At 36.7% G+C, this 26,903-nt stretch carries 19 protein-coding genes and 1 tRNA gene; 13 read left to right on the forward strand and 7 right to left on the reverse strand.

Annotated elements, in window-relative coordinates; all coding sequences use genetic code 11:
• Positions 1–124: 124 nt before the first annotated feature.
• Positions 125–1,933: a family 43 glycosylhydrolase gene (locus AC13DP_RS01700; protein ID WP_347407425.1), complete on the reverse strand. Its 1,809-nt coding sequence runs from the start codon at positions 1,931–1,933 to the stop codon at positions 125–127.
• A 205-nt stretch (positions 1,934–2,138) separates the two neighbouring features.
• On the opposite strand from AC13DP_RS01700, the gene queA reads away from it, so the two are divergent.
• From queA to AC13DP_RS01715, 3 genes are all read left to right on the forward strand, one after another.
• Positions 2,139–3,188, forward strand: a complete 1,050-nt coding sequence (queA, locus tag AC13DP_RS01705; protein ID WP_041580076.1) for a tRNA preQ1(34) S-adenosylmethionine ribosyltransferase-isomerase QueA — start codon at positions 2,139–2,141, stop codon at positions 3,186–3,188.
• A 102-nt stretch (positions 3,189–3,290) separates the two neighbouring features.
• On the forward strand, positions 3,291–4,337 hold the full coding sequence (rlmN, locus tag AC13DP_RS01710; protein ID WP_347407426.1) for a dual-specificity RNA methyltransferase RlmN: 1,047 nt from the start codon (positions 3,291–3,293) through the stop codon (positions 4,335–4,337).
• 42 nt (positions 4,338–4,379) lie between these two features.
• Positions 4,380–5,357: a polyprenyl synthetase family protein gene (locus AC13DP_RS01715; RefSeq protein WP_041579036.1), complete on the forward strand. Its 978-nt coding sequence runs from the start codon at positions 4,380–4,382 to the stop codon at positions 5,355–5,357.
• 61 nt (positions 5,358–5,418) lie between these two features.
• Here AC13DP_RS01715 and AC13DP_RS01720 read toward each other — a convergent pair whose 3' ends face one another.
• The 4 genes from AC13DP_RS01720 to AC13DP_RS01735 form a co-directional block, all read right to left on the reverse strand.
• Positions 5,419–5,661 (reverse strand): hypothetical protein, encoded by a 243-nt coding sequence (locus tag AC13DP_RS01720; RefSeq protein ID WP_013072914.1) that lies wholly within the window; start codon positions 5,659–5,661, stop codon positions 5,419–5,421.
• 86 nt (positions 5,662–5,747) lie between these two features.
• Positions 5,748–5,948 (reverse strand): hypothetical protein, encoded by a 201-nt coding sequence (locus tag AC13DP_RS01725; RefSeq protein WP_273300085.1) that lies wholly within the window; start codon positions 5,946–5,948, stop codon positions 5,748–5,750.
• Positions 5,949–6,032: 84 nt separating this feature from the next.
• Positions 6,033–6,800, reverse strand: a complete 768-nt coding sequence (locus AC13DP_RS01730) for a TIGR03915 family putative DNA repair protein (protein ID WP_013072912.1) — start codon at positions 6,798–6,800, stop codon at positions 6,033–6,035.
• Entirely contained in the window at positions 6,790–8,061 is a 1,272-nt protein-coding gene (locus tag AC13DP_RS01735; protein ID WP_041579035.1) for a putative DNA modification/repair radical SAM protein, read from the reverse strand. The genes AC13DP_RS01730 and AC13DP_RS01735 overlap by 11 nt, the downstream gene beginning before the upstream one ends.
• Before the next feature lie 120 nt (positions 8,062–8,181).
• Here AC13DP_RS01735 and AC13DP_RS01740 point away from each other — a divergent pair, with 120 nt between their 5' ends.
• The 7 genes from AC13DP_RS01740 to bglX all read left to right on the forward strand — a co-directional run bounded on the left by AC13DP_RS01740 (position 8,182) and on the right by bglX (position 21,858).
• Positions 8,182–10,950 carry a sensor/regulator hybrid gene (locus AC13DP_RS01740; protein WP_013072910.1) on the forward strand — a complete coding sequence of 923 codons (2,769 nt, stop codon included), beginning with the start codon at positions 8,182–8,184 and terminating at the stop codon, positions 10,948–10,950.
• A gap of 223 nt (positions 10,951–11,173) precedes the next feature.
• Complete coding sequence (locus tag AC13DP_RS01745) at positions 11,174–14,182, forward strand: SusC/RagA family TonB-linked outer membrane protein (protein ID WP_013072909.1); 3,009 nt, start codon at positions 11,174–11,176, stop codon at positions 14,180–14,182.
• A gap of 12 nt (positions 14,183–14,194) precedes the next feature.
• Positions 14,195–15,673 carry a RagB/SusD family nutrient uptake outer membrane protein gene (locus AC13DP_RS01750; protein WP_013072908.1) on the forward strand — a complete coding sequence of 493 codons (1,479 nt, stop codon included), beginning with the start codon at positions 14,195–14,197 and terminating at the stop codon, positions 15,671–15,673.
• Positions 15,674–15,741: 68 nt separating this feature from the next.
• The gene (locus AC13DP_RS01755) at positions 15,742–17,127 is read left to right on the forward strand and encodes a glucoamylase family protein (RefSeq protein ID WP_013072907.1); all 1,386 of its coding nucleotides are present in this window, start codon (positions 15,742–15,744) and stop codon (positions 17,125–17,127) included.
• Between the two features lie 42 nt (positions 17,128–17,169).
• Complete coding sequence (locus AC13DP_RS01760) at positions 17,170–17,901, forward strand: carboxylesterase family protein (RefSeq protein WP_013072906.1); 732 nt, start codon at positions 17,170–17,172, stop codon at positions 17,899–17,901.
• Positions 17,901–19,535 (forward strand): sulfatase family protein, encoded by a 1,635-nt coding sequence (locus tag AC13DP_RS01765; protein ID WP_013072905.1) that lies wholly within the window; start codon positions 17,901–17,903, stop codon positions 19,533–19,535. Before AC13DP_RS01760 ends, AC13DP_RS01765 begins: the two co-directional genes overlap by 1 nt.
• 28 nt (positions 19,536–19,563) lie before the next feature.
• The gene (bglX, locus tag AC13DP_RS01770) at positions 19,564–21,858 is read left to right on the forward strand and encodes a beta-glucosidase BglX (RefSeq protein ID WP_483067209.1); all 2,295 of its coding nucleotides are present in this window, start codon (positions 19,564–19,566) and stop codon (positions 21,856–21,858) included.
• A 164-nt stretch (positions 21,859–22,022) separates the two neighbouring features.
• Here bglX and AC13DP_RS01775 read toward each other — a convergent pair whose 3' ends face one another.
• Together AC13DP_RS01775 and AC13DP_RS01780 are read right to left on the reverse strand one after the other, a co-directional pair.
• Positions 22,023–24,638: a glycoside hydrolase family 2 TIM barrel-domain containing protein gene (locus AC13DP_RS01775; RefSeq protein ID WP_483067210.1), complete on the reverse strand. Its 2,616-nt coding sequence runs from the start codon at positions 24,636–24,638 to the stop codon at positions 22,023–22,025.
• 16 nt (positions 24,639–24,654) lie between these two features.
• Positions 24,655–25,551, reverse strand: coding sequence for an alpha/beta hydrolase family protein (locus AC13DP_RS01780; RefSeq protein ID WP_483067211.1), 897 nt, complete (start codon positions 25,549–25,551; stop codon positions 24,655–24,657).
• A gap of 117 nt (positions 25,552–25,668) precedes the next feature.
• On the opposite strand from AC13DP_RS01780, the gene AC13DP_RS01785 reads away from it, so the two are divergent.
• The 3 genes from AC13DP_RS01785 (at position 25,669) to AC13DP_RS01795 (ending at position 26,550) form a co-directional block, all read left to right on the forward strand.
• Positions 25,669–26,115, forward strand: coding sequence for a GatB/YqeY domain-containing protein (locus tag AC13DP_RS01785; protein ID WP_041580072.1), 447 nt, complete (start codon positions 25,669–25,671; stop codon positions 26,113–26,115).
• A gap of 121 nt (positions 26,116–26,236) precedes the next feature.
• The gene (locus AC13DP_RS01790) at positions 26,237–26,473 is read left to right on the forward strand and encodes a GIY-YIG nuclease family protein (protein WP_013072899.1); all 237 of its coding nucleotides are present in this window, start codon (positions 26,237–26,239) and stop codon (positions 26,471–26,473) included.
• A 3-nt stretch (positions 26,474–26,476) separates the two neighbouring features.
• Positions 26,477–26,550 (forward strand) — tRNA-Arg (locus tag AC13DP_RS01795).
• Positions 26,551–26,903 lie beyond the last annotated feature (353 nt).

Below are 26,903 nucleotides of genomic sequence, written 5' to 3' on the forward strand. Positions count from 1 at the left end.
TTTTTACAATTGCCTGAAGCTTATCAGAAATTCAAAAAACCTATAAAGCGAGTATTAAAACAAAAATAAAATAAGAGCATGTTTTTTTAAACATGCTCTTATTTTATATAATATCGATAATTAGTTATTCAGTTTTTAGAATTTTACTTTTCTTCGAGATACCATTTTCATTAAAAGCCTCTACCTGATAATAATAATGTTGATCGATATTAAGTGCGCGTAGTTCATAGGAATTCTTTTCATAAATCATAACCGAATTATTAAGTTGATCTTCGCTAATTCCCCAATATAACACATAGCCAATGGCATTTTTAGACGCTTTCCAATTTAGGTCGGTATTTCGGCGGTCTTCCTGTCTTTTTACTGAAAATTTAACCGGAGTTTTAGGAGCTTTTCCATGTCCTTTTCCAAAAATACGGATGTCAGAAATTCCTAAATATTTATGAGGAATATATACATTCTCATAACGGATATATCGAGCTTCAGAAGCATTTTTCAATTCGATATAGGAATGTGGCTGATCATGTTGATTTTCTGAATAATCAACTATAGTTTCCCAATCTTTGCCATTTAAAGAGGCTTTTATTTTAAACTGATATTTTAACGTGTCTGGTTTGCCAAAGATTTCAGAATTAAAATCCTGATAATTAATCTGAATGGCATTTACCGTCATTTTATCTTTTAAATCTATTTCAGCATACAAAGAATCGCTACTGTTTTGTGCGACCCAATAAGTTCTGATATTTTCGTCGGTAAGTTTAGAAGCACTATAATTTGGGGCTTCCTGTTCTAGCATGTAGCCAGAATCAGCTTCATCAAAAACCTTTCTTTTCACTCCTCTTATCACCGAATTTGTAGTTGCCGGTTTTTTATAAGAAAGCAACATCCATCCTGAAAATCTATTTTTATGATCTTCCACTTTGGTATCCGGTAAATAATGCGGATAGTCGCCATAAGTGGTGTTTACAAACATTTGTCCGTTTTCTTCATAACCAGCGGGGAACATTCCTATTCGTCGTTCAAATTTATAATTCACAGAGATTGGCATACTGGCAAAATGCCAAAAATGACCGTGATTATCTTTTACGGTGCTCCCGTGCCCGGCACCAGTTAGAAAGCCACCCGGTTTATAAGAAATTGGGTTGTATGGAGCATAGTCAAAAGGACCAAGTGGATTTTTACTGGTATACACTCCATCGGCATATACATTCCATTGCGTTCCCGGTGCACTGTATTCTAAATAGTAGGTTCCGTTATGTTTGGTCATCCAGGGACCTTCAAGGTAAGGTTTAATATCAGATTTGTGATCCTGCCCAAAACGTTCCCAGCCATGCTCGTCTGGATGTAACGTAAAAAGATCTTTTTCCTCACCTATAGGAACATAAAGGTTTTCAGCATCTAATTCAATTCCCCTAATGGGATAGGTGTTAGAGGATTCTTCATATAGATACACTTTTCCGTCATCATCTACAAAAAGATCAGGATCCTGAACCCCAAAAGGGATCACGCTGTAGGTCGTTTTCCAGTCGCCAAGTTCAGGATTATCGGTTTTTATAACAGCGCCATGTCCCGAGGGATCCCCAAGCACAATTATTTCATCATCTTTAACCGCAGCCGCCGGGGCGTTACTTCCGTTAAAATACCAGCTTTGTGGTTTAATAAATTTCCAACTGCTCATATCGTCTGAAACCCAATATCCATGAGAACGGGTGACAAACATATAGTATCTGTTTTTAAAGTTGATCACTGCAGGATCTGCACCAGAACGGTAAGAAACACCTCTAAAGGCATAATGGGACATGTAGGTATAATCGATGTCTACAGGATTACAATAGGTCTGGTATTTATGGTCGTTTGGTGTGGTTTGCGCCTGCGTAGTCAAATACGCAAAAAAGCAGCAGAGTGCCTTAATGCTAAAGATTAGGTTCTTCATTTTTGTAGGTGTTTTGAGTGTGTAAAAATAAGAAATTTGAAAGGGCTAAAGAGTATCCCAGCCTTTTAAAAACGGGAGTATTTATTAAAATTCTATAGTATTAAGATGAATAAATTTTGATACCATGCTAAATAATCGCTTAATTACTTGACAACCCCTGTTTTGAGGTTGTATATTTGCAGCCTTTAAAAATTCAAATATGGGAATGAAACTTTCAAACTTCAATTTCGAACTTCCGCCGGAATTACTAGCCGAGTATCCAGCTGAAAACAGAGATGAAGCGCGCCTAATGGTTCTTAACCGAAAAGAGCAAACAATAGAGCACAAACAATTTAAAGATCTTATTGATTATTTTGATCCTGAAGATGTGATGGTTCTTAATAATACCAAGGTTTTTCCTGCTCGTTTGTATGGTAATAAAGAAAAAACAGGTGCAAGGATTGAAGTGTTCTTATTGAGAGAATTAAATGCAGAAACCAAACTTTGGGATGTTTTAGTAGATCCTGCACGAAAAATCAGAATTGGTAATAAGCTTTATTTTGGTGATGACGAAAGTTTAGTAGCCGAAGTTATTGATAATACCACCTCTAGAGGTAGAACTTTGCGTTTTCTTTATGATGGATCTTATGAAGATTTTAGAAGAAAGCTTAAAGAACTAGGAGAAACACCACTACCAAAGTATATAAAAAGAGATGTACAGCCTGAAGATCAGGAACGTTATCAAACAATTTATGCCAAAGAAGAAGGAGCGGTAGCTGCGCCTACAGCAGGACTTCATTTTTCTAAGCATTTATTGAAACGTTTGGAAATAAAGGGAGTTAATTTTGCAGAGGTGACCCTTCATGTAGGCTTAGGAACTTTTAGCCCGGTTGAGGTAGAAGATCTTAGCAAACATAAAATGGATAGTGAAGAAGCCTTCGTAAAAGGCGATGCGGTACATACCATCAATAAAGCAAAAACAGAGAAACGTAAGGTTTGTGCAGTTGGTACTACGGTAATGAGAGTTTTAGAAAGTTCGGTTTCTTCCAATCAAACTTTGAATGAGTTTGGTGGATGGACCAATAAATTTATCTTTCCTCCTTACGATTTTAGTATAGCAAACTGTATGGTGACGAATTTCCATACCCCAAAATCTACATTATTGATGATGATTTCTGCTTTTGCGGGTCATGATTTTATGATGAGAGCTTACGAAGAGGCGGTAAAAGAAAAATATAGATTCTATACTTATGGTGATGCCATGTTAATCTTATAAGAAATAAGAACAAAAGTTAAAAGGCCACAATCGCATAAAGTTGTGGCCTTTTGCATTTTAAGAGGTATGAATATATCCTCAAAATCTTTGTAATTTTGTGTTGTGGAGAATAAGAAAAAAGATATACGAGCTTTAACCAAAAAGCAACTTCAGGAGTTTTTCGTGGAGCACGGTGATAAATCCTTTAGAGGATCACAGGTTTATGAATGGCTTTGGAGTAAGGGAGCTCATGATTTTGACGAAATGACCAACATTTCTAAGCAAACCCGTGCCATGCTTGCCGAAAATTTTGTGATCAATCATATTCGTGTAGATCAAATGCAACGAAGTAGCGACGGGACTATTAAGAATGCGGTAAAACTACATGACAATCTTACGGTAGAATCTGTTCTTATTCCTACACCAACCAGGACAACAGCCTGTGTTTCTTCTCAGGTAGGATGTAGCTTAGATTGCCAGTTTTGCGCTACAGCACGTTTAAAGCGTATGCGAAATCTTAATCCGGATGAAATTTACGATCAGGTAGTTGCGATTGATAATGAAAGTCGATTGTATTTTGATCGTCCTTTAAGCAATATTGTGTTTATGGGCATGGGAGAGCCGCTTATGAATTACAATAATGTGATGAAAGCGGTAGAAAAGATCACTTCAGACGAAGGTTTAGGTATGTCTGCAAAGCGAATTACCATTTCTACCTCTGGTGTGCCTAAAATGATTAAAAAGCTCGCAGACGATGAAGCTAAAATAAAATTAGCGGTTTCGCTTCATGCCGCTACTGATCAAGTTCGTACCAGGATTATGCCTTTTAATGAAACATTTCCTTTAGAAGATTTGCGTGAGGCTTTAGAATACTGGTATTCCAAAACCAAAAGTCGTATTACCTACGAGTATATCGTTTGGAAGGATGTAAATGACACCCGTAAGGATGCTATGGCTTTGGTAAGATTCTGTAAATTCGTGCCTTGTAAAGTAAATTTAATTGAATACAATCCTATCGATGATGGGGATTTTCAGCAGGCATCTTCGCAGGCAACAGCTATGTATCAGCAGTTGTTAGAGCAAAATGGCATTACAGTTACGGTAAGACGATCTCGCGGGAAGGATATCGATGCTGCTTGTGGGCAATTAGCCAATAAATCGGCCTCATAATTTATCTTCAATTTGATGAATTAAGCTATCTTTGCGGACTTTATGAAGATAATCTCTCAAATAAAACTTCCGGTTGAAAGAGAAATGGAACTTTTCGAAAAAAAGTTCTTCCAATCCATGTCTTCTAAAGTCGCCCTTTTAAATCGAATTACCCATTATATCGTAAATCGAAAAGGGAAGCAAATGCGACCTATGTTTGTCTTTTTGGTCGCCAAGATGGTTTCAGATGGAAAAGTAAACGAGCGAACCTATCGAGGTGCTTCAGTCATCGAACTTATTCACACAGCTACGCTGGTTCATGATGATGTTGTGGATGATAGTAACCGCAGAAGAGGATTTTTTAGTATTAATGCACTTTGGAAAAATAAGATTGCGGTGCTCGTTGGGGATTACTTACTTTCTAAAGGACTTTTACTATCTATCGATAACAATGATTTCGATTTATTAAAGATTATCTCGGTAGCGGTGAGAGAGATGAGCGAAGGAGAATTGCTTCAAATAGAAAAGGCTCGTCGTTTAGATATTACCGAAGAGGTCTACTACGATATTATCCGTCAAAAAACAGCTACGCTTATTGCAGCCTGCTGTAGTTTGGGGGCTGCATCGGTAAAACCAGACTCAGGTGATGTAGAAAACATGCGTCGGTTTGGTGAGCTTATTGGAATGGCCTTCCAGATCAAAGACGATCTTTTTGATTATGGCGAAGAAAAGATAGGAAAGCCCACTGGGATCGATATTAAAGAGCAAAAAATGACTTTGCCTTTAATTTATGCACTTAATCATTCCGATAAAAAAGAAAAAGCCTGGATAATCAATTCGGTTAAAAATCATAATAAGGATAAGAAACGGGTAAAAGAAGTTATTGCTTTTGTGAAGGATAAGGGAGGTTTGGAATATGCGAGTTCGCAAATGATTCTCTTCCAACAAGAAGCTTTGAAAATACTTGATGAATATCCAGAATCCCGGTATAAAGAATCCTTAGAATTAATGGTGAATTATGTGATCGAAAGGAAAAAATAAAAGGCTGCAAAATTTGCAGCCTCTTTTATTTATAACAGGCATATAATTCGCTCTCGCTAATTTATATATCATCATTGGCTTCTTCGCCATTTACATCATCGGTTTCATGAATCTCTTCATCAACTTCTTCTTTTACTTTATTAGCGCCTTCTTCTATTTTTTCACCAGCCTGCTCTACATTATTTTCGATATCCTCACCTATGGCTTCTACAGCTTCTTCTGTTTTTTCACCAGTGGATTCTCTACACGATTGAAAAGTAAAAGCGAATGCTACAACAAATACAGATAAGATTAATTTTTTCATGATTATTTAGTTTTTGATTTTATGTTAAGCTAAAAAAAGCCACTACGACGAGTGGCTTTTAGATTTTTTCCCGAGGGAAGAGAGAATTACATGTCGTCGTTGTTCTCTACTTCGTCTTCAACTTCCTGACCTGCTTCTTCGATCTTGTCGCCAGCTTTATCCATTGCCTCCTCAGTTTCATCAGCAGCTTCATCAACGCTATTCTCTACGTCTTCACCCATTTGTTCCATGTTCTCTTCTGCGTTTTCTTCAGTAGTTTCTCTACAAGAATACATAGAAACCGTCATTGTTGCTACAGCAAATAATAAAAATAATTTTTTCATCGTTATAATGTTTAATTAGTTGAACGAACAAATGTAAACTAATTTTCATTACATGAATATAGTCTTTTCCGTTAAATATTTCCAATAACGCTTTGGTACATGTTGAAGGTGCAATTTGGTGTTTTTACGTGATTTTATGTTAGTCGATTCAAAATATGATTTCCATAATTTTTGGAAGCTTATTTCGTTTTCATGTAGAACATCAGGGTTGTTTTTTGATTTTTTTTCAAAATTTATGCTGATTGTGACTACTTTTTTTAGATCGTAGAAGAGTCCAAATTGTCGTTTTTCATCATAAATCACCCACTTTTGATCGGCATATCTGTTCTTAAAATGTTTTAAAATTAAGGGTAAAACGTTAAAATCTGGGGCAACTTTTGTGAAAAAAATTCCATCTTTTAGCAATTCAAATCTTATAAAAGCTTCCATTCGGTGCTTTTCTCTTCCTACTTTTCTTTCTATTTGAGCGATTTTTAGAACTGGTGGGTATGAAAAATCATCAGAAAGGTCTGATTTGTGCCTAAAAACATGTCTAAAAAATTCAACAATTAGAAGTTCTACTCCCGGAATTTCAGATAAAAAGGCACGATAAATACGATGCACGGCTTTTTTTGAAGTATAATTTTTAAAACTTTTTAAAACGCGCGCCGATTTTTCTAAATCTGTAACCACCACTTCATGCTTAGCAAAAAAATCGGTTTGATTATACCCTTCCGGATGAATTGTGAAATCGTTTAAGCGTTCCTCATAAATCTGGAAGATGCAAGTGAGTAGCCCTTTAAAGGTACCATCATATATTAATATTCTAGACGGCATGTTCAAACAGGTTTAATTGGTTTGAATAATCTTTCCTGAATTTTCCGGAGCTTGTTTTTAATATTTTTGATTTTATCTGATCTGCAGTCCAGTCTTTCTTCTCCCATAACCTGGAATTACAAACGATAAAGTATTTAGCGCGATTTAAAGCGACACCAATGGCTTTTAAATGTTCCCAATTCAAGTTTCTATATTTTCTTGCCTGGATGATTTTATGAACTGATCGCATTCCTAAACCAGGCACTCTGGCCAGCATAGTTTTATCTGCTAAATTGATATTGATGGGAAATAAATGCTGATTCCTAAGGGCCCAGCTTAATTTAGGATCGATATCTAAATCAAGGTTTGGATGGTGGTTATTAAGCAATTCCCGAATATCAAAACCATAAAATCGTAATAGCCAATCTGTTTGGTATAATCTATTTTCCCGTAGCATTGGTACCTGTGAGGTAATAGAAGGAAGCCTTGGATCTGTAGAAATGGGAACGTAGCCAGAGTAATATACCCTTTTCATATTATATTGCTTATAATAATAATTGGCAGAGTACATAATATCCCTATCGCTTTCTCCGGTGGCTCCTACGATCATTTGAGTGCTTTGCCCGGCCGGAGCATATTTAGGCGTACTTTTTAGAAACTTTTTTTCTTGCTTAAACTGAATAATTTCATTTTTAACCTTCTCCATTGGTTTTGTGAAATCTTCATGCTTTTTTTCCGGAGCCAGCAGCTTTAAACCTGATACTGTAGGAACTTCTATATTAACGCTTAGGCGATCTGCGTATAATCCAGCTTCTCTCATTAGTTCATCACTCGCACCAGGAATCGATTTTAAATGAATATAGCCATTAAAATTTTCTTCTTCTCTTAGCTTTTTGGCGACTTTGATTAAACGTTCCATCGTATAATCGGCATTTTTAAAAATACCAGAGCTTAAAAAAAGTCCTTCTATATAATTGCGGCGATAAAAATTTATGGTCAGGTCTACTACTTCCTGTACTTTAAAGGCAGCCCGCTTAATATCATTAGTTCTTCTAGTTACACAGTAAGCACAATCATAAATACAATGATTCGTCAGTAATATTTTTAAGAGTGAAATGCAGCGTCCATCTTCGCTATAGCTGTGGCAAATACCCATACCGGAAGAATCTCCAAGACCATTATTCTTATTTTTTCGGTTGCTGCCACTACTTGAGCAAGAGACATCATATTTTGCAGCATCGGCCAGAATTTCTAGTTTTTCTTTTATTCTATCGTAATTCATTCCAAAAATCAATTTCTTCAAAAATAGGAAATATTCCTATAAAACGGATTAAATCCAATATTAAACTTGAGTTTTTATAAGAATGATTTCAGAAGTAATAAAATATTGTATTTTTGAAGTATGAAAGCAAAATTTTTTACCTGCACAAATGGTTTCTATATTAGAAGTACTATTTGCTGTATCGTACTAATAATTAGTATTTTTCATTCTTTTTGTTCTACTGCTCAACAACTAAATCCACCTATACAAAACTATTCATCTATAGCCTATGATGCTGCCAGCCAAAATTGGGATATTTCTATAGATGAAACGGGTATGATTTACGTTGCAAACAATAGAGGCCTGTTAATTTTTAACGGACAGACCTGGAAATTATTCAGTTTAAATTCTGGTGCCATTATTCGTTCAGTCTATGCTTATAAAGGCAAAATTTTTACAGGATCTTATCGAGAATTCGGGTATTGGGAAAGAAATGATATGGGGGGATATTCATATCATTCCTTAAATCCTTTATTTAAGGATATAGCGTTAGGGGACGAGGAGTTTTGGGGAATCATGGCCTATAACGACAGTATTTATTTTCGATCTTTTGGAGCTTTGTATAAGTACGATGGGGATAAAATAATCAAAATTTCCAACGGTGTTTTTACAGGGATGAAGGTTTTTCAAAATAAGCTTTGGGTAGCTAAAGGTCGAGATGGAATCTTTTTTTTAAACCATGCTGATAAACTACAATTTTTTGAGCCTTCCTCAAAATTGACTGGGAATACTATCGCTGATTTAGAGGTCCATAACGATCAATTAATTGCGGGTACCAGAGAACAAATTTTTTATTTAGATAAAAAGAATGATGAATTCAATTTAATGCCAGGTAACCTTAATGATGCTATCGAAAAATCTGAATTAAATAAAATTTTAAGTCTCGATCATGAGAATCTTATCATCGGAACTTTAAAAAATGGTTTTCTAAAATGGAATAGAAATAACGAAGGAATCCAGGTGTTTAACAGATCCAACGGCTTGCAAAATAATACTGTTCTGGCTTTAGATGTTTTTAAAGGTCAATTATGGCTGGGCTTAGATAATGGTATAGACAGAATGGATATAGATTCCCCTATTAAATTTTATACAAATACCACGGGGGAACTGGGAGCTGTTTACGATTTAATTAAAGAATCAAATAAGATATACCTGGCTAGTAATACCGGGGTTTATTTTTTAGATGAGTCGGGATTGCGTTTGATAGAAGGTGGAGAAGGACATTCCTGGAATTTGGCGAAGATTGGGGATAAGGTTATCAGTAATAGTAATTCTTCAACTTTTGAGATTTTAAATAATAAACTTAAAATTTTGGACAATTCTACCGGAAGTTTTCATACCACATTGTCGCCAAAAAATCAGATTTTGGTAGGTACTTATACCGGGATTGGTGTGGTAACCGATTCTTCGTTCTATAAGATTGATAATATAGGCTTCCCGGTTAAGAAAATGGTTTTTGAGAATGAGAATGTTTTATGGGCAGCCCATCCTTACGAAGGAATTTATAGAGTTCAGTTTTCAGAGAAACTCAATAAAGCAGTTCGAGTACAGGATGTCCCAAGCTTAGATAGCTTGAAACATTTTAATTCTCAGATTTATAGTATTAACAATCAAATCGCTGTGTACTCTAATCAAAACTGGTACCGCTATAATGTATTTAAAGATCGTCTCGAAGTTTTTGAAGAACTTCGAGATTTAAAAGGATTTAAACTTCTTGAAGAGCATGATAGTAAGTACTGGTTTATAAATACTCAGAGTGATGATCTATTTTTTACAAATTTAAAGGATCAAGAGTTTAGCTTACCTGCCTGGCGTCTTGAAAATCGCTTAGTGAAGGGATATGAGCAGATGACTGCGGTTTCAGACTCTATTTACTATATATGTCTTAAAGATGGTTTTGCCCGTGTAGATCTGGCTGCATTAATGAAAGAACAGCATCAATTATTTATAGCAGAACCTTTTGTTGCCGGCTTTCAAGATGCAAATAAGACATATAGCTTGATGGAAAAACCAAATATTCCACATAAGCATGCCAGTTTGGTTACTTTGGATTTGGGGCTTCCATTTTCAGATTCTAGAAATATCGCTTATCGTTTGGTGGGTAATGATACCGTTAGCGGGATTGTAGAAAATGGAGAGTTGATTTTTCAGAACTTAGATTATGGAGATTATAGTCTTGAAATATATCCTTTTGGCACCAATGGCAAAGACTTTAAAACATTTGAATTTACAGTATTACCACCATGGTATTTGTCTTTTTGGATGAAGGGAATCTATATGCTATTGTTCATTAGTGGAGTAGGGCTAATTTTTCTGTATAACCGAAGACGACTGAAAAAACATCAACTGATTATTGAGCAAAAATTTGAAAAAGAGCATAAAGAACGCATAGTCCGTTTAGAGCGGGAACGCCTTATGGATGAAATTGATATGAAACGAAAAGAACTTGCTAACACTACCATGATGGCCGCAAAGAAAAATGAAGTGTTGATGGAAATTCAGGGGGAGCTCAATAAAGATAAAGCCAAAATTAATGAATATCGCTTAAAACATATTATGAATAAGATTAATGGTGCCGTAAAAAGCAAAGATGAATGGCAGGTATTCGAGACTAATTTTAATGAAATCCATGAAGATTTTTTCAAAGATGTTTTAGATGCCTATCCCAATTTAACAAGCAAAGATTTAAAACTTTGTTCGTACCTTAGAATGAATCTTACTTCAAAAGAAATTGCACCACTAATGGGGATTTCTGTTCGGGGAGTGGAAGTTCATCGTTACCGTCTTCGTAAAAAAATGGATTTGGATAAAACCGAGAATCTGACAAATTTTCTTATTAAGAAATTCTAAAATTTTAAAAAAAACCGTCATTTCTTAGAATTTAGTACTACATCAATACTACATCATAGTCATTTTTACGGTATTTTATTTTACTTCAAATATTTTTTAAATAACTGATAATAAGTTTTTTAAATCTTCTTTTTAATTGATGTATAGGATGTGTACTATATCGTTTGCGTTAAAATACAATCTACCTGTATATTTCGCTAAAATTAAGTAAATACTAAACTGTATGAAATTTAAATTAATTACTGTTTTTGTCATGCTTCTATCCTATATAGGTATGGCACAAGAGACCAAAACTATTAGTGGTACTGTTTCCGATAGTACCGCGGTACCTTTACCTGGTGCACAATTAAAAGTTCAGGGTAAAGAAATTTTTACCGTAACAGATTTCGACGGTAATTACACGTTAGAAGGTGTTGAAGAAGGCGATATTTTTAAGGTTACCTTTTTAGGGTTTCAACCTAAAGAGATTACTGTTGGTTCTTCAAATGAATACAACATTACATTGCAGGAAGAAGCTGCCGCATTGAGCGAGGTCGTTGTTATTGGTTATGGTAAGGCTGAATCTCGTGATCTTGCGGGAACTATAAGTAACCTTAAAGGAGAAGAAATCAATGACTCACCAACGACTTCAGCACTGCAGGCCGCTCAAGGTAAACTTGCCGGAGTTCAGGTAATCAATGACGGATCGCCAGGATCCGTGGGTAATGTAAGGATTAGAGGGTCGATTTCTGTTCTTGGAGGTGCAGATCCATTATATGTTGTTGATGGTGTAATTACACAAGATATCAGTGGTATAGCAAACTCAGACATCGAAAGTTTTGACGTTTTAAAAGACGCTTCTTCAACGGCCATTTATGGTGCGAGAGGGGCAAATGGTGTCGTTTTAATCACCACGAAATCAGGTAAGGGAAAAATGAACATCTCTCTTTCCACTAAGACGGGTATAAATACTCTTGTAAATGGAGTAGATATGGCTAATGCTCAGGAATACGCAAGATATACCAATGAGGCTTTAGTAAGAGGAGGCAATGATCCGGCTTTTAGTGAAGCTGAAATTGGTAATTTAAAGACGACCAACTGGATGGATGAAATTACAAGAGATGGATTTTTCCAGAACTATAATTTATCTGTTTCAGGGAGTAAAGACGATATCGATTATTTTGTTTCTACCAATTATATGGATGAAGAGGGAATTTTAAAAAATAATAAATACGAGCGTTTAACAGTTCGTTTAAATAATACATATCACCTCGATGAAAATTTGCGTATAGGGCACAATTTGAGCTTGGCTAGAGAGAGAGGTTTTGCGCCTTCAACATCGGCTTATGCAATAGATGGTGTTCCTTACGGTGCTTTTACTAGTGCATATAAACAAGCACCTTTTTTATCAGTAAGAAATGCTCAGGGTAATTATCAAACTACTAACTTAAATAATGTTGGAAATCCAATAGCAGAAATTGAGAATAATCAATCTGTAAATGAGCAGGTTAGGATTCTTGGTAATGTTTGGGGGGAGCTTGATGTTGTAGATTGGTTGTCTTTCCGCTCTAGTTTAGGGGTTAATGTTTTAAGACAAAAGATTAGATCTTATGGTGCAAGCTATAATGTGGAAAATGAAAGTGGAGTCCAGATAAATAATCAAAATCAGCAATTAACTGTTCGCGATGTAGATGAAGAGCGTTTTAACTGGGATAACTTTTTAACTTTCGATAAGAAGTTTGGAAAGCATGATATAAATCTAACATTAGGATTAACAGCAGAGCGTTTCTCTTCAGAGTTTTTACAAGGTTCAAGAAGAGGAGTGCCACCATCGGATAATCTTTTGTATTTGAATGTTGGAGAGCAAGAAGGACAAAAAGTTGAAAATAGTGGTGACAAGTCCACGCGTCTTGCTTATTTCTCGCGATTACTATATAATTTTGATAAACGCTATGTTTTTAACGCCACCATACGTAGAGAAGGGTCATCAAAATTTGCAGAATCTCAGCGTATAAAATACTACCCATCTTTTGGTGTTGCTTGGAATATTGATAATGAAAATTTCTTCAGCAATCAAAATTTCATTAGCAATTTAAAAGTTAGAGGTAGTTATGGTTTAGTAGGAAATGATCGTATAAATTCTGGTTTATTCCTTCAGCTAATAGATTTTTCAGCATATCCTTTTCCATCTGGTGTAGCCATTGGAGGATCGTCTATTCAGCAATATGATGAAAACCTTAAATGGGAAACTACAAAAGAATTGGACCTAGGTGTTGAGTTTGGATTAATCCAAGGTAAGTTGAGAGGGGAAGTAACTTATTATAAGAAGACTACTGAAGATATTCTTTTTCCTTTAGCGCTACCACAAACTTCAGGTGATGATAACTTCGTAACCAATGCAGGAAGTATTGAAAATAAAGGTATAGAATTTGGTTTAAATTGGTCGGATGAATCAGAAAGCGGTGATTTTAGCTATAATATTGGTTTCAATATTACTAAGAACGAAAATGAACTTACCAAAATTAATCCTGTTGTAGCAAATGCAACTCCTTTTATTGATAGTGGAGATTTACAAAATGGGAAAATAGTTACCAGAACTGTAGAGGGAAATCAATTAGGAACTTTTTGGCTTTATAAAACTGATGGTATTTTTGAATCTCAGGAAGAAATAGGTAATAGTGCACAGCCTGCTGCTTCTGTTGGTGATTTTAGATATGTAGATACTAATGGTGATGGAACAATTTCCCAGGCCGACAGACAATATATGGGATCGTACCAACCAGATTTTTATTATGGTATTAATCTTGGATTTACCTATAAGCAAGTAGATTTTTCTACTTCATTATTTGGTAATGTTGGGAATAAAGTATTTAATGGTTTAAGAGCACAGCGCTTTAGTGGTGAAAACATCGATGCCGATTTATTTGCAGAACGTAATGTAGTGCCAACTGAGGCCTCTGCAGGTCCAAGAGCTTTTAACGAAGTACCACTTCCATCTGATTATTATTTAGAAGATGGTGATTTCCTTAGAGTAAACAATATTACGTTAGGTTATAACTTCAGTGATAAAATTGTAGAATATATAAATTTATCCCGTTTGAGAATTTATGCTGTAGCCCAAAACCCGCTAACTTTTACTAAATACAGTGGATTTAACCCTGAACTTCCTAGAGGAGTATTGGACAGTGGGTTAGAACTAAATGCTTATCCTACAACTGGTAAGTTCTTACTTGGATTAAATATTGATTTTTAAAAACATTAAACTATGAAAAATTTGAGAACTCATTATAAAATTTTAGCCAAAGTTGTTTTCGTAGTTTCTGCGATGACAGTGGTTTCGTGTACAGATGATTATTTAGAGGTAAAACCAGAGGGGCAGGCTACTACTGGAAGTGGTTATTTTCAGGGAGCCAATGTTAATAAGGCAATAGTAGCTTCTTACTCGCATCTACAAGATTATAGTCAGCATTCTTTTTCTTTTTCGGGAGTCTTTAGTATCCCATCAGACGATGCGGATAAAGGAAGTGCTCCAGGGGATACTGGCTCAGATAAAAATAAATTAGATAATTTTACTCATGATGCTACAGATGTTTCCGTAGCCGGTTTGTGGGGAGCTAATTATAAAGGCGTTGCCACAGCAAATACGGGGATCAATATTGTTAATAATCCTGCTAATGATTTGGGTGAGAATAGCATACCTGCCTATGAGGCAGAGTTTCGTTTCTTTAGAGCTTATCATTATTTCACATTAGTAAGAGTTTTTGGTGGTGTACCCATAATTACTGAGGATACCGACCCTAATGATCAGGAAGCTTTATTGGTAAGAAATACTAAGCAAGAAGTTTACGATTTTATAGTAGAAGATCTTACTTACGCATCTGAATTTCTACCAGTAAATCCACCTCAGGTAGGAAGGATTGGCAAAGGAGCTGCGCAAACGCTATTGGCGAAAGCACAGATGTATCAGGGCAACTGGCAAGAAGTATTAAATCTTACAAATGAGGTTATAGCTTCAGGAGAGTTTGCACTGCATCCAAATTACGAAGAGCTTTGGAGAATAGATCATGAAAATACAGTAGAATCGATTTTCGAAGTTCAAGGAAATTCTGCAGAAAATCTAGGTATTAATAACCTGGCCGAGCATCATGGCGTACGAGGACAATGGGGCTGGGGCTTCGATGTACCATCCCAAAGCTTAGTAGACGCTTTTGATGCTGCAGGAGACGAAATTCGTAAAGATGCGACAGTTATTTTCCGTGGGGAAGAAATGTATGATAATTATCTTTATGAAGACGATCCGAATATCACTGCAGTAGTTAGTGAGAATGCTCCCAATCCTTATTACAGTGAAAAAATGTATTTTGGTCCAGTGGCAGCAAATGCACTAGATAAAAACTTAATTTTACTACGCTATGCTGAAGTATTACTTATGAATGCTGAAGCTAATAATGAATTAGGAAATGCGAATGCAGCTCTTGAAAGTTTGAACCAAGTTAGGTCAAGAGTAGAATTACCAGCTATAACTACCACTTCACAGTCAGAATTAAGACAAACTATTTGGAAGGAAAGAAGGTTGGAACTAGCCATGGAGTTCGATAGAACTTTTGATGTGATTCGCCAGGGTAGGGGCCAAGAAGTTTTTGGTCCTCTCGGTTTTCAGTCTGGTAAAAACGAAGTTTTTCCAATTCCGCAGGATCAAATAAGCCTTTCAGGAGGTTTGTTAAAACAAAATCCTGGATACTAATAAATTATTCTATTGAAAAGGTGTTTCGGGAGCTTTCTGAAACACCTTTTTTAATTCAAGCTTAACCGATGAATCTAAATAAACACCTTATATATCTTCTTTTTTTAGTTTTTGCATTTACCGCATGCAACGACTTTTCAAAAAATAAATCAGAAGACTCAACAAAAGAATTAACTCAGGATTCCAATAAACTGAGTGAAGAAGCCTTACTGGATACCGTTCAGAAACAAGCTTTAAAATATTTCTGGGATTTTGCTGAACCTAATAGTGGAATGGCCAGGGAGCGCTATCATCCAAACGGAGATTACGCAAAAAATGATCCAGACATCGTTACTACAGGTGGATCTGGATTTGGTTTAATGGCCATTATAGCCGGAATAGAAAGAGGCTTTATACCAAGAGATGAGGCCGTACAGCGACTAGATAAAATAGCTACTTTTCTAGAAGAAACACCAAAATATCATGGGGCTTTTCCACACTGGATCAATGGTAGGACTGCCGGTACCCAAGAATTTGGCTCAGACAGTAAAGATAATGGAGGCGATATTGTAGAAACCTCATTTTTAGCCCAGGGGTTTATTGTTGTGCGCCAGTATTTACAAGATGGTAATGAAGAAGAAAAAGCCGTAGCTGCTAAATTCGATAAATTGTGGCAGAATATTGATTGGGACTGGTACACTAACAATAAAAACGGAATCTTTTGGCACTGGTCACCAGACTATGAATTCGAAAAAAACTTTATGATTGAAGGCTACAACGAATGCCTTATTACTTATATCATGGCTGCCAGTTCTCCACGACATGCCATTAAACCTGAAGTTTATCACCAGGGATGGGCCAGGGGCGGTAATATTACCACTGATAAAAAAGCATACGGAATTCCGCTAATTTTAAAATATAACACGGTTGGTGACAAAGCTGGGCCATTATTTTGGGCACATTATTCGTATTTAGGATTAAATCCTAAAGGACTTAGTGACCGCTATGCCAACTATTGGGATTTAAACGTAAACCATAGCAAGATCAATTATGAATATGCACAGGAAAATCCTAATAATTCTAAGACCTATAGTGAAAATAGCTGGGGATTAACCGCCAGTTATACCAAAAATGAAGATGGTAGTGTAGGCTATGCTGCACATTCACCAGATGACGATCGTGGAGTGGTTTCTCCAACCGCAGCCGTAAGTTCTATTCCCTATACGCCAGAAGAATCCTTAAGAGCGATTAGGTATTTTTACGAAGATCAGCATGATTTGCTTTGGGGACCTGCTGGTTTTTACGATGCTTTTAGTTTAGACGCGGGTGATTGGGTAGCGGAAAGATATTTAGCGATCGATCAGGGGCCTATCATAGTGATGATCGAAAATTATCGAAGCGGACTTATTTGGGACTTATTTATGAGTGCTCCTGAAGTTCAAAAAGGACTGGAAAAACTCGATTTCAATAGATAATGGAATGGCAATCCGATTATAGAAAACTTTAAAAAATTGAATATGAAAATACCGAATATTGTATTGGCAGGATTTTTTCTGTTTTTCGGAATTGCGGCGGAAGCACAAACTGCAGATATTTCAGAAAATCAGTTTAAAGAAAAAGTAGAGATTCCTGTAGATATGGGATATCTGCTTTATAAACCTGAAACCTATAAAAAATCGAAGGAAGATTATCCTTTAATCGTATTTCTTCATGGCGCGGGAGAAAGGGGAACAGACCTTCAGAAGGTAAAAGTAAACGGCCCATTTCAGTATTTAGAAGATGGTAACCAGATTGACGCTGTCATTTTAGCTCCGCAATGTCCAGCTGAAACCTACTGGCAACCCGATGAAGTTGCTGCATTGGTAAAGAAAATTATTAAAGAAGAACGAATCGATCCAAACCGTGTATATCTAACTGGTTTAAGTATGGGCGGCTACGGTACCTGGGCAACCGGTGGTAAGTACCCAGAACTTTTTGCAGCGATGGCCCCTGTATGTGGTGCGATTTACAGGCCAATTTACCGTAATGCGCAACACCTTAGAAACATGCCTATTTGGGTATTTCATGGTGCGATGGATAATGTAGTCTTACCAGAGAACAGCAATAAAATGGTGATGGCGTTAAGACAAATAGGAAACGAAAATGTAAAATTTACTATTTATTCTTTTGCGAATCACAACAGCTGGACAGAAACCTATAACAATCCCGAATTGTATTCTTGGTTACTAAGTCAGAAAAAACAGAAATGATGAAACTAAAGTGCTTATATTTTGTTATTCTGATCAGCTTTTTTTCCTGTAAAGAAGAAAAGAAAACTACTGGTGAAGAAAATTCGGCTGCTAAAAAGCCTAATATCGTCTTCATTATGGCCGATGATCATGCTGTTAAAGCCATTAGCGCTTACGGAAGTGAGATTGGAAAACTGGCACCAACTCCTAATATCGACCGACTGGCTAAAAACGGAGCGATTTTTCGCCAAAACTATAATACAAATTCCCTTTGTGGACCTAGTAGAGCAGTTATCTTAACCGGCAAGCATAGCCATGAAAACGGATTTAGGATGAATGGAGAGCAGTTTGATAATACCCAGCAAACCATGCCTAAAATCTTTAGAAATAATGGTTACCAAACGGCTGTGATCGGGAAATGGCATTTGTCTGGAAAACCTGCCGGTTTTGATTACTGGAAAATTTTAGAGGATCAGGGGAAATATTATAATCCCGATTTTATTACCGAAAATGATACCGCCAGAGTTGAAGGTTACGCAACAGATTTGATCACAGACTATTCCTTGAATTGGTTAAAACAACGCGATACATCAAAGCCCTTTTTCTTAATGGTACAACATAAAGCACCACATCGTAACTGGATGCCGGCGCTACGCCACGTGAATAAGTATGATTCTATTCAGTTTCCTTTGCCAGATTCTTATTTCCCGAATTTTGAAAACCAGGAAGCAGCGGAAGAACAGCTTATGACGATCTATAAAGATATGTACGAAGGTCATGATCTTAAAATGAGCAGGGCTAAAGGTACAGATGAGTTAGCAAGTAATCCATGGACAAACGATTTTGATCGTATGACTGCCGAGCAGCGTAAACAATGGAATGCAGCTTACCGACCGGAAAATGATGCGTTTTGGGAACAGGATTTACATGGGGAAGCTTTGGCCAGATATAAAGGGCAGCGTTATTTAAAAGATTATATGGCAACCATAGCTTCTGTAGATGAGGGTGTTGGGAAGATTTTAGATTATCTGGAAGCCCAGGGATTAGATGAAAATACACTGGTAGTGTATACTTCAGATCAAGGCTTTTATTTAGGTGAAAATGGATGGTTTGATAAACGATTTATGTACGAGCCTTCATTTAGAATGCCTTTACTAATGCAGCTTCCTGGGAAAATTCCGCAGCAATCTGAAGTAAATGTCATGACCCAAAATCTTGATTTTGCACCTACGTTTTTAGAGGTAGCAGGAATTGAAATTCCAAAAGATATGCAGGGAATCTCTTTTAAAGAAGTGGTTTACGGAAATAAAAAGGAACTGGATCGTGATGCGATTTACTATCATTATTATGATTGGCCGGCCTTTCACATGGTAAAACGTCATTACGGAATTAAAACAGATCGTTATAAGATCATGCACTTTTATGATGATAATGATGCCTGGGAATTTTATGATCTTCAGGAAGATCCAAACGAAAAAAATAACCTGATTGATAATCCCAAATATCAGGAAGAAATTAAAATGATGAAGCAAAAACTGGATTCTGTTCAGCAGTATTATAATGTTACCGAAAAAGAATTTGAGCAGGCTTCAGAAAAGAGTATAGAAAATGCTTACAAAAATTTCGAAAGAATGCGTGGCAAGCCTATAGAATAACAGTTAGTTCAACCCTAAATATATATACATGATAAAGAAAAGTTTAATCACATTTTCGCTAATCACAGGATGCTTTTTTGCCCCAACAAAAAACCTTCAGGCGCAAACAGATAAGTCTAAAATGGATGCTAAAGTCGATGAGGTTTTAGCGAAAATGACCATTGAAGAAAAGATTGGTCAGCTTAACCTGCTTACTCCCGGTGGAGGTGTTGCTACTGGTGCAGTGGTGAGCGATAATGTGCAACAAAAAATTAAAAATGGTGAAGTAGGCGGACTGTTTGGTGTTTCCGGTCCCGAAAAGATTAGAGTAGCCCAGGATTATGCCGTGAATGATACGCGAATGGGAATTCCATTGCTTATCGGTTCTGATGTGATCCATGGCTATAAAACCACATTTCCAATTCCGTTAGGAACTGCAGCAAGCTGGGATATGGAAATGATTAAAAAAACTGCTGAAATTGCTGCTCAGGAAGCTACCGCAGACGGGATAAACTGGAACTTTTCACCAATGGTAGATATCGCTCGCGATCCAAGATGGGGAAGAATTGCTGAAGGCGCAGGAGAAGATCCTTATTTAGGTTCTCAAATCGCAAAAGCCATGGTAGAGGGCTATCAGGGTGATGATCTTGCTAAAGAAAATACCATGATTGCAACCGTAAAGCATTTTGCATTATACGGAGCTTCAGAAGCTGGTCGTGACTATAATACGACAGATATGAGTAGGGTAAAAATGTTTAATGAATATCTGCCACCTTACAAAGCCGCTATCGATGCCGGGGCAGAAAGTGTAATGAGTTCTTTTAACGATGTAGATGGTGTGCCGGCAACAGGAAATAAATGGTTATTAACCGATTTACTTCGTGACCGCTGGGGGTTTAAAGGTTTTGTAACTTCAGATTATACCTCTTTAAACGAAATGATTGCTCATGGTATGGGAGATCTTCAGGCCGTTTCAGCTTTGGCATTAAAAGCCGGCTTAGACATGGATATGGTTGGTGAAGGTTATTTAAAAACCCTTAAAAAATCCTTGGATGAAGGAAAAGTTACCGAAGCAGAAATTACAACTGCCGCACGCCGAATTTTAGAAGCAAAATATAAGCTTGGTCTTTTTGATGATCCTTATAAATATTTAGATGAAAGCCGACCTGAAAGGGATATTCTTTCTGAAGAAAACAGGACTTTTTCCAGAAAAGTAGCGGCGCATTCTTTTGTGTTGTTAAAGAAAGATGCCGGTGTTTTTCCACTTAAGAAAAATGCTAAAATTGCTCTTATCGGTCCTTTAGCGAATAATAAGAATAATATGTTAGGAACATGGGCGCCAACAGGTAATCCACAACTTTCTGTTCCTGTTCTACAAGGTGTTAAAAATGTAGCACCAAAAGCAAAAGTGACTTATGCCCAGGGCGCGAATATTACAGATGATGCGCAATTAGCTGAAAATATCAATGTATTTGGACCGCGTGCTGAGATAAGCGAAACTTCTCCAGAAAAAATGTTGGAAGAAGCCTTGAAAGTAGCTAAAAAATCGGATGTAATCGTTGCCGTTGTTGGTGAAGCGACTGAGATGAGTGGTGAAGCAGCGAGTAGAACCAATTTGTTGATTCCTGAAAGTCAGAAAAAACTGATTAGAGAATTAGCTAAAACCGGTAAGCCAATGGCACTGGTTTTAATGAGTGGCCGTCCTCTAAATATTTCAGAGGAGTCAGAAATGAATATCGATATTCTTCAGGTTTGGCATCCTGGTGTTGAAGCAGGAAATGCTATTGCAGATGTTATTTTCGGAGATTATAATCCTTCAGGAAAAATTACCGCATCGTGGCCACGAAATGTCGGGCAGGTACCAGTGTACTATGCAATGAAAAGAACCGGTAGACCGGGAGAAGTAGAAGGTTTCGAAAAGTTTAAATCTGAATTTTTAGATACTCCAAATTCACCTTTATATCCTTTTGGTTATGGGCTAAGTTATACCGAGTTTGAGTACAGTGATGTAAAAGCCAGTGCAGATGAATTAAAAATGGATGGAACTATCACTTTAAGTGCGACAATTACAAATACAGGTGATTATGACGGTGAAGAAGTGGTGCAATTATACATTCATGATAAAGTGAGAAGCATTACCCCACCGATGAAGCAGCTCATAGGTTTTGAAAAAATTATGCTGAAAAAAGGCGAATCTAAGACCGTAACTTTTGAAATTAGTGCGGAAGATTTGAAGTTTTATAACAGTAGTTTAGAATATGTAGCTGAGCCTGGAGAATTTGAATTTTTTATCGCCGGAAGCTCGGATGCTGAATTTGAAAATAGCTTTATTTTGAAAGAATAGATTTATTATCAATCTTGAATTGATATGGAAAATAAAAAAGCTTCTGCCTGGCAGGAGCTTTTTTATTTATAAGCTTATTTGTATAGTGGTTTAAAAATGAATCTACTATCCCGAAAATAATTACAAGCTATTCTAAAACTGAAGTATTTAGTTATAATTCTTTATTATAATTTTTCAATTTGAATACCAGAAAGGAGCGCCTTGCCTGCATTTGGAGAAAACTGAATATTAATCCCTTCATCATTTCTGGCTTCGGCTTCAAAAGAAAGTTTTACCGCTTTTAGTGGACCATAATCACGCGCAAGATTCAGATCTTTTTTGTAAGGAGTATTGTTAATCGAGATGTCAAAACTTCTTAAGCCTTCTATCGCTTTTGCTCTAACTTCATTTAAATTATAAATATTCTCTGTGCTCGCATTATACTCTGGTTCGGTAAGTAATAAGGTGATTTTATACTGGCCTTTTTGTACATCAAATTTATAAGCGCTTAAGCCTTCCCGCATCGTTTGGTATAAAGGATCATTTTCAGTTCCAGAAATAGCAGAAGCTGTGCCCTGAAATTTTCCAACATTTTTGAGATAAACCTCACCATCAACATATCCAAAACTGCCTTTTTGGTAGTGCTGGTCACTTATCCAGATATCATTGTTGCTTTCATCTTTAAAATATACGTGCGTACCTACATTTACACGAAGTGCTTCTTTGTGAAGTTTTTCAAGCAGGTGACTTCTGTTTTTCACTTTGAGGTTACGAGTAAAGGAAACCGGATTGGGGTCTTCTGTCTTTGCTATTAGTTGATGCTCACCTTCGGTTAATTCCATATAAAAACGTGCAATACCATTCTTTACAGCTGCTTCTAAATTTTGAGTTTTAGTGCTTAACTGTACCTTTTCCGCATTAGAAAATACTACAACTTCAACTGTATCCTTTTTGTTTTGAATATAACGTGTTTCATTATTTTCTCCCGCGATATAAATAAATGGTTCCTCTAGCAACCTTGCCTGATAATAGTAATAGATATCTTTTTTGCTACGATCCATATTTACCAGTCCTTTTTGATTAATAAAGGGACGTGAATCCTGACGGATATCTGAACCAAAATCCGCAAAATTCCATGCCGTCATTCCAAAAACAAAATCACGTTCTTCTACCTGGTTGATATAACTTTGATGCAATTTAAGCTGGTAAGCTTCAGAATAATCCCAGGGTTTGGGCTGGTTGGTTTGAAGCCTGGTATCGCTTCCCGGGCCGTATTCAGAAATAAATAAGGGCCGGTTAGGATAGCGACTATGCTGATCGTCCAGAAATTTCCCAAAGCTATCGAGGCCGGGAGAATACCATCCAAAATAAAGATTCCAACCAATAACATCCGGGATATCTGCAATTCCGGTTTCATTATAAATTTCGTTTTCGTGAAGGGCCATCACCGTTAATCGATTTGGATCCAGTCGCTTGGTTTCCATCTCCAGTTTTTTAGCCAAAGCGACAGTGGTTTGTATTTTATCCTGGGTTTCTGCTTCGGTTTCTTTTGGATTGAAGATGAGCCGTATAAAAATCTCATTCATATAACCCCAAATCACCACTGAAGGATGATTATAAAACTGAAGGATTTGCTCCCGCTGCATTTGTAGTGCATTTTGATGATAAGCTTCACTGTTGGTAACGTCGTTAATAACAGGCACTTCACTCCAAACCAGTAATCCAAGCTCGTCACAGGTTTTATAAACTTCGGGATCCTGTGGATAATGCGCGGTACGTATCACATTAGCGCCCATTTCTTTGATTGTTTTATAATCTGAATGATGCTGATCGTTTGGTAGTGCATTGCCTAGGCCGGTAACGTCTTGATGACGATTGGCTCCTATTAATTTGATGGGCTTCCCATTTAGTATAAAACCCTTTTCGCTATCCACACTAAACCATCGTAATCCAAAATTTGAAGTTTGTTTATCCAGTGTCATATTGGTTTTAGCATCGTAGATTTTTGCTTCCACGCGGTATAAATTTGGATGATCTGGCGACCATAATTGTGGCGAAGTAATGCGATGCATAATAGGAATGCTTTTAGACGTTCCCGATCCCAAATTGGTGATTTTTCTAAGGGTTTTTATTTTCTTCCCAGTAGGATCGAAAATCGATAGTTCCAGGCTAATTTTTTTGGAAGTTTTAGCATCATTAACAAGAGTACTTTCTATCGAAATTTCGGCTTCTTCAAGATTTACTTCAGGGGTTTTAATAAGCAAATTTCCTAAAGATTCACTGGCGAGATTAAAATGCACCGGCCCGGTAACGATAAGGGAGACATCACGATATATTCCGCCGTAAAAATTAAAATCAGCATCTAAAGGAGGAATATCATTGTTATGCGTATTATCAACTTCTACCCGTAGTATGTTCTCTTCACCAGCATGTATGGCGCTGGTGATATCAAAAATAAAGCCCGCATAACCACCAATATGTTCGCCCAGCAGTTGCTCGTTTACAAAAACACGTGTAAGCTGGTTGCTGCCTTCAAATTTTAGAAAAATGCTTTTTTGTTGCCATTTTTTCGGAATTTTTAGCTGTCTGGAATACGTGCCTTTGCCACGATAATATTGGGAACCTTCTGTAAAAGCATCCTTTGCATTCCAGGTGTGAGGGATAGAAACTTCTGTTATTTCCTGATCACGGTCTAAAGAAAAATTCCAATTTTTATTCAGCAATTGATCTTCACGTTGAGCCATTAAGAAGTGGTTTCCAGAAAAAAGGAAAGCTAGAAAAGCTATTAAAAAATATCTCATAAATTTACAATTTGATCTATCTCACGATTTCTATCTGCTGATGCACTTTATTCAAAAATACATCATCAAAATATTGAAAAACTTCTTTTAAATAAGGAAAAGGAATGCTTGAAATTTCATGACGGGCTCCGGTAAAACTATATATCATATATGGCGTGTCCAGTTCTTTTAAGCGATCTGCAATGCTGCGGGATCCATCTAAAATTAGATAGCCGGGTTCATCTTTTTTACAAAAATGATGAGGTGCCGTAGCATAAGGCACCACATTGTCTGCCATTCCGTGGAAAAATATGCTTGGTATCACATTAGCTTTAGTGATATAGCGCTTATCGACAATTGCTCCGGCGAGCGATAAAATTCCCTGAAAATTAATATTATCGTATTTAGCGGTATCTTTAAATAATAAATCCTGATTAAAAGCAGCGCTTAAAACCGCTTCAGCACCAGCACTACTACCGCCGATTATAATTTTTTCAGGGTCGATATTAAATTGCTCTTTATTATCGATTATAAAACTTACGGCATCCAAAAAATCTTCAGCAGCCAGTTTAAACGTATTTATTTTGCCTTCAGCCTCAAAATCGCAACCAAAAGACTGATCTTTTCGAGTTAGGCGATACGAAATTTGTACAGCTACATAGCCATAACTGGCTGCCGTTTTTGCCAATTGCACTTCATCATCATTACGGGAGCTCCCAAAGCCAAAACCGCCCCCATGCATAAAAATAAAAACAGGTCGGTTTTTAAAAGAATTTTCTGGTTCATAAATATCAAGGTAAAGCTTTTGGCCTTCTTTTTCGGCGTAGGTTAAAGTTTTTCGATCTTTGTTTTTGTAAATGCTTTCAGTAAAATGTTGTTGCGCAGAAACTTGCAGGCCTAACAACAGTATGAAGGCAAACAAGATTCTTTTCATATTTAGATACATAATAAACTTGTAGTTTGTTAGAGTTTGAAAATAGCTAATTTTGAAAGAATTTTAAGTGGTTTTTTCGATTTTAAAATTTTATCTTCGCACTTCAAATTTATTACGATGAGCTTAGAAAAAGACGTAATGACTCAAATGAAAGCTGCGATGAAGGCAAAAGATTCAGCAGCTTTGGAGGCTTTAAGAGCGGTAAAAGGAGCGATTCTTTTAGCAAAAACTGAAAATAGTCAGCAAGAATTAACTGAAGATCAGGAGTTAAAGATCGTACAGAAGTTGGTGAAGCAGCGTAAAGACAGTGCACAGGTATATAGAGAACAAAATAGAGAAGACTTGGCAGTGCCGGAAGAGCAACAGGCTGAAGTTATTTCTCAGTTCTTACCAGAGCAGTTAAGCGAAGCGGAAATTGAGGCTAAGGTAGAGGAGATTATTGCTAAAACCGGAGCAGATGGTATGAAAGATATGGGGAAAGTGATGGGAGTAGCCTCTCAGGAACTTGCCGGTAAAGCAGATGGAAAAACTATTTCTTTAATTGTAAAAAAGAAGTTAGCATAAAAAATAAGGTGTTCAGTCCTTTCTTAAACTGAAAAAGGCCCCGTAGTTCAACTGAATAGAATATCAGACCTGCCTGCCGGCAGGCAGGTTTCGGTAGGACAAGTTATAAGTTCATAAATAAATGTATTATGTTTATGTTTTGCGTAGTTTAAAAGATGGACGTCTTTATAAAGGGCTGACTCAAAATGTAGAAAAAAGATTAAACCAGCATAACCAAGGGGAGAATAGATCGACAAAAGGGTTTAAACCTTGGGAATTAGTATTAACTAAAAGTTTTGATTCTCGTGAAAAAGCTAGATATTATGAGAAATATCTAAAGTCTGGTTCTGGGAGAGAGTTTTTAAAAGAAATATTGTAAAATGGCCCCGTAGTTCAACTGAATAGAATATCAGATTTCGGCTCTGAGGGTTGCAGGTTTGAATCCTGCCGGGGTCACTTGATGGGACAAATTCAAAAATGATGAATTTGTCCCATTTTTATTTCCATTTAAGTCTTTGTCTATCAGTGAGATATACCTGATTGCTTCATTGACCCGGGTGGTTCGATATTCAAATCCGTCAAAAGTCAGATTTTCAGGAAAGACCGAACCAATGATCTTTCTTTTCTGTATAGTATTCCCAGATTGATAGAGAATATTAAGCTTGGATAGATTGCTGATTGCCTTATCCCACAGGGGTTCCACGTTTTGCGTGTCTGTAATCGAACTTGTGAGTTTGGCTTCCAGCCTGTTTATTTTTTTATCGGCATCCGCTTTCATCATTCGGTAATCGTCCGCTTCAATATCACCA

The organism is Zunongwangia sp. L-65 (assembly GCF_056859415.1).

Excerpts from the sequence above, each read along its gene's own strand:
- AC13DP_RS01700 (WP_347407425.1), bottom strand. The coding sequence starts at position 1,933 with ATGAAGAACCTAATCTTTAGCATTAAGGCACTCTGCTGCTTTTTTGCG.
- queA (WP_041580076.1), top strand. The coding sequence starts at position 2,139 with ATGAAACTTTCAAACTTCAATTTCGAACTTCCGCCGGAATTACTAGCC.
- AC13DP_RS01715 (WP_041579036.1), top strand. The coding sequence starts at position 4,380 with ATGAAGATAATCTCTCAAATAAAACTTCCGGTTGAAAGAGAAATGGAA.
- AC13DP_RS01720 (WP_013072914.1), bottom strand. The coding sequence starts at position 5,661 with ATGAAAAAATTAATCTTATCTGTATTTGTTGTAGCATTCGCTTTTACT.
- AC13DP_RS01725 (WP_273300085.1), bottom strand. The coding sequence starts at position 5,948 with ATGACGGTTTCTATGTATTCTTGTAGAGAAACTACTGAAGAAAACGCA.
- AC13DP_RS01730 (WP_013072912.1), bottom strand. The coding sequence starts at position 6,800 with ATGCCGTCTAGAATATTAATATATGATGGTACCTTTAAAGGGCTACTC.
- AC13DP_RS01735 (WP_041579035.1), bottom strand. The coding sequence starts at position 8,061 with ATGAATTACGATAGAATAAAAGAAAAACTAGAAATTCTGGCCGATGCT.
- AC13DP_RS01740 (WP_013072910.1), top strand. The coding sequence starts at position 8,182 with ATGAAAGCAAAATTTTTTACCTGCACAAATGGTTTCTATATTAGAAGT.
- AC13DP_RS01745 (WP_013072909.1), top strand. The coding sequence starts at position 11,174 with ATGAAATTTAAATTAATTACTGTTTTTGTCATGCTTCTATCCTATATA.
- AC13DP_RS01750 (WP_013072908.1), top strand. The coding sequence starts at position 14,195 with ATGAAAAATTTGAGAACTCATTATAAAATTTTAGCCAAAGTTGTTTTC.
- AC13DP_RS01755 (WP_013072907.1), top strand. The coding sequence starts at position 15,742 with ATGAATCTAAATAAACACCTTATATATCTTCTTTTTTTAGTTTTTGCA.
- AC13DP_RS01760 (WP_013072906.1), top strand. The coding sequence starts at position 17,170 with ATGAAAATACCGAATATTGTATTGGCAGGATTTTTTCTGTTTTTCGGA.
- AC13DP_RS01765 (WP_013072905.1), top strand. The coding sequence starts at position 17,901 with ATGAAACTAAAGTGCTTATATTTTGTTATTCTGATCAGCTTTTTTTCC.
- bglX (WP_483067209.1), top strand. The coding sequence starts at position 19,564 with ATGATAAAGAAAAGTTTAATCACATTTTCGCTAATCACAGGATGCTTT.
- AC13DP_RS01775 (WP_483067210.1), bottom strand. The coding sequence starts at position 24,638 with ATGAGATATTTTTTAATAGCTTTTCTAGCTTTCCTTTTTTCTGGAAAC.
- AC13DP_RS01780 (WP_483067211.1), bottom strand. The coding sequence starts at position 25,551 with ATGAAAAGAATCTTGTTTGCCTTCATACTGTTGTTAGGCCTGCAAGTT.
- AC13DP_RS01785 (WP_041580072.1), top strand. The coding sequence starts at position 25,669 with ATGAGCTTAGAAAAAGACGTAATGACTCAAATGAAAGCTGCGATGAAG.
- AC13DP_RS01790 (WP_013072899.1), top strand. The coding sequence starts at position 26,237 with ATGTATTATGTTTATGTTTTGCGTAGTTTAAAAGATGGACGTCTTTAT.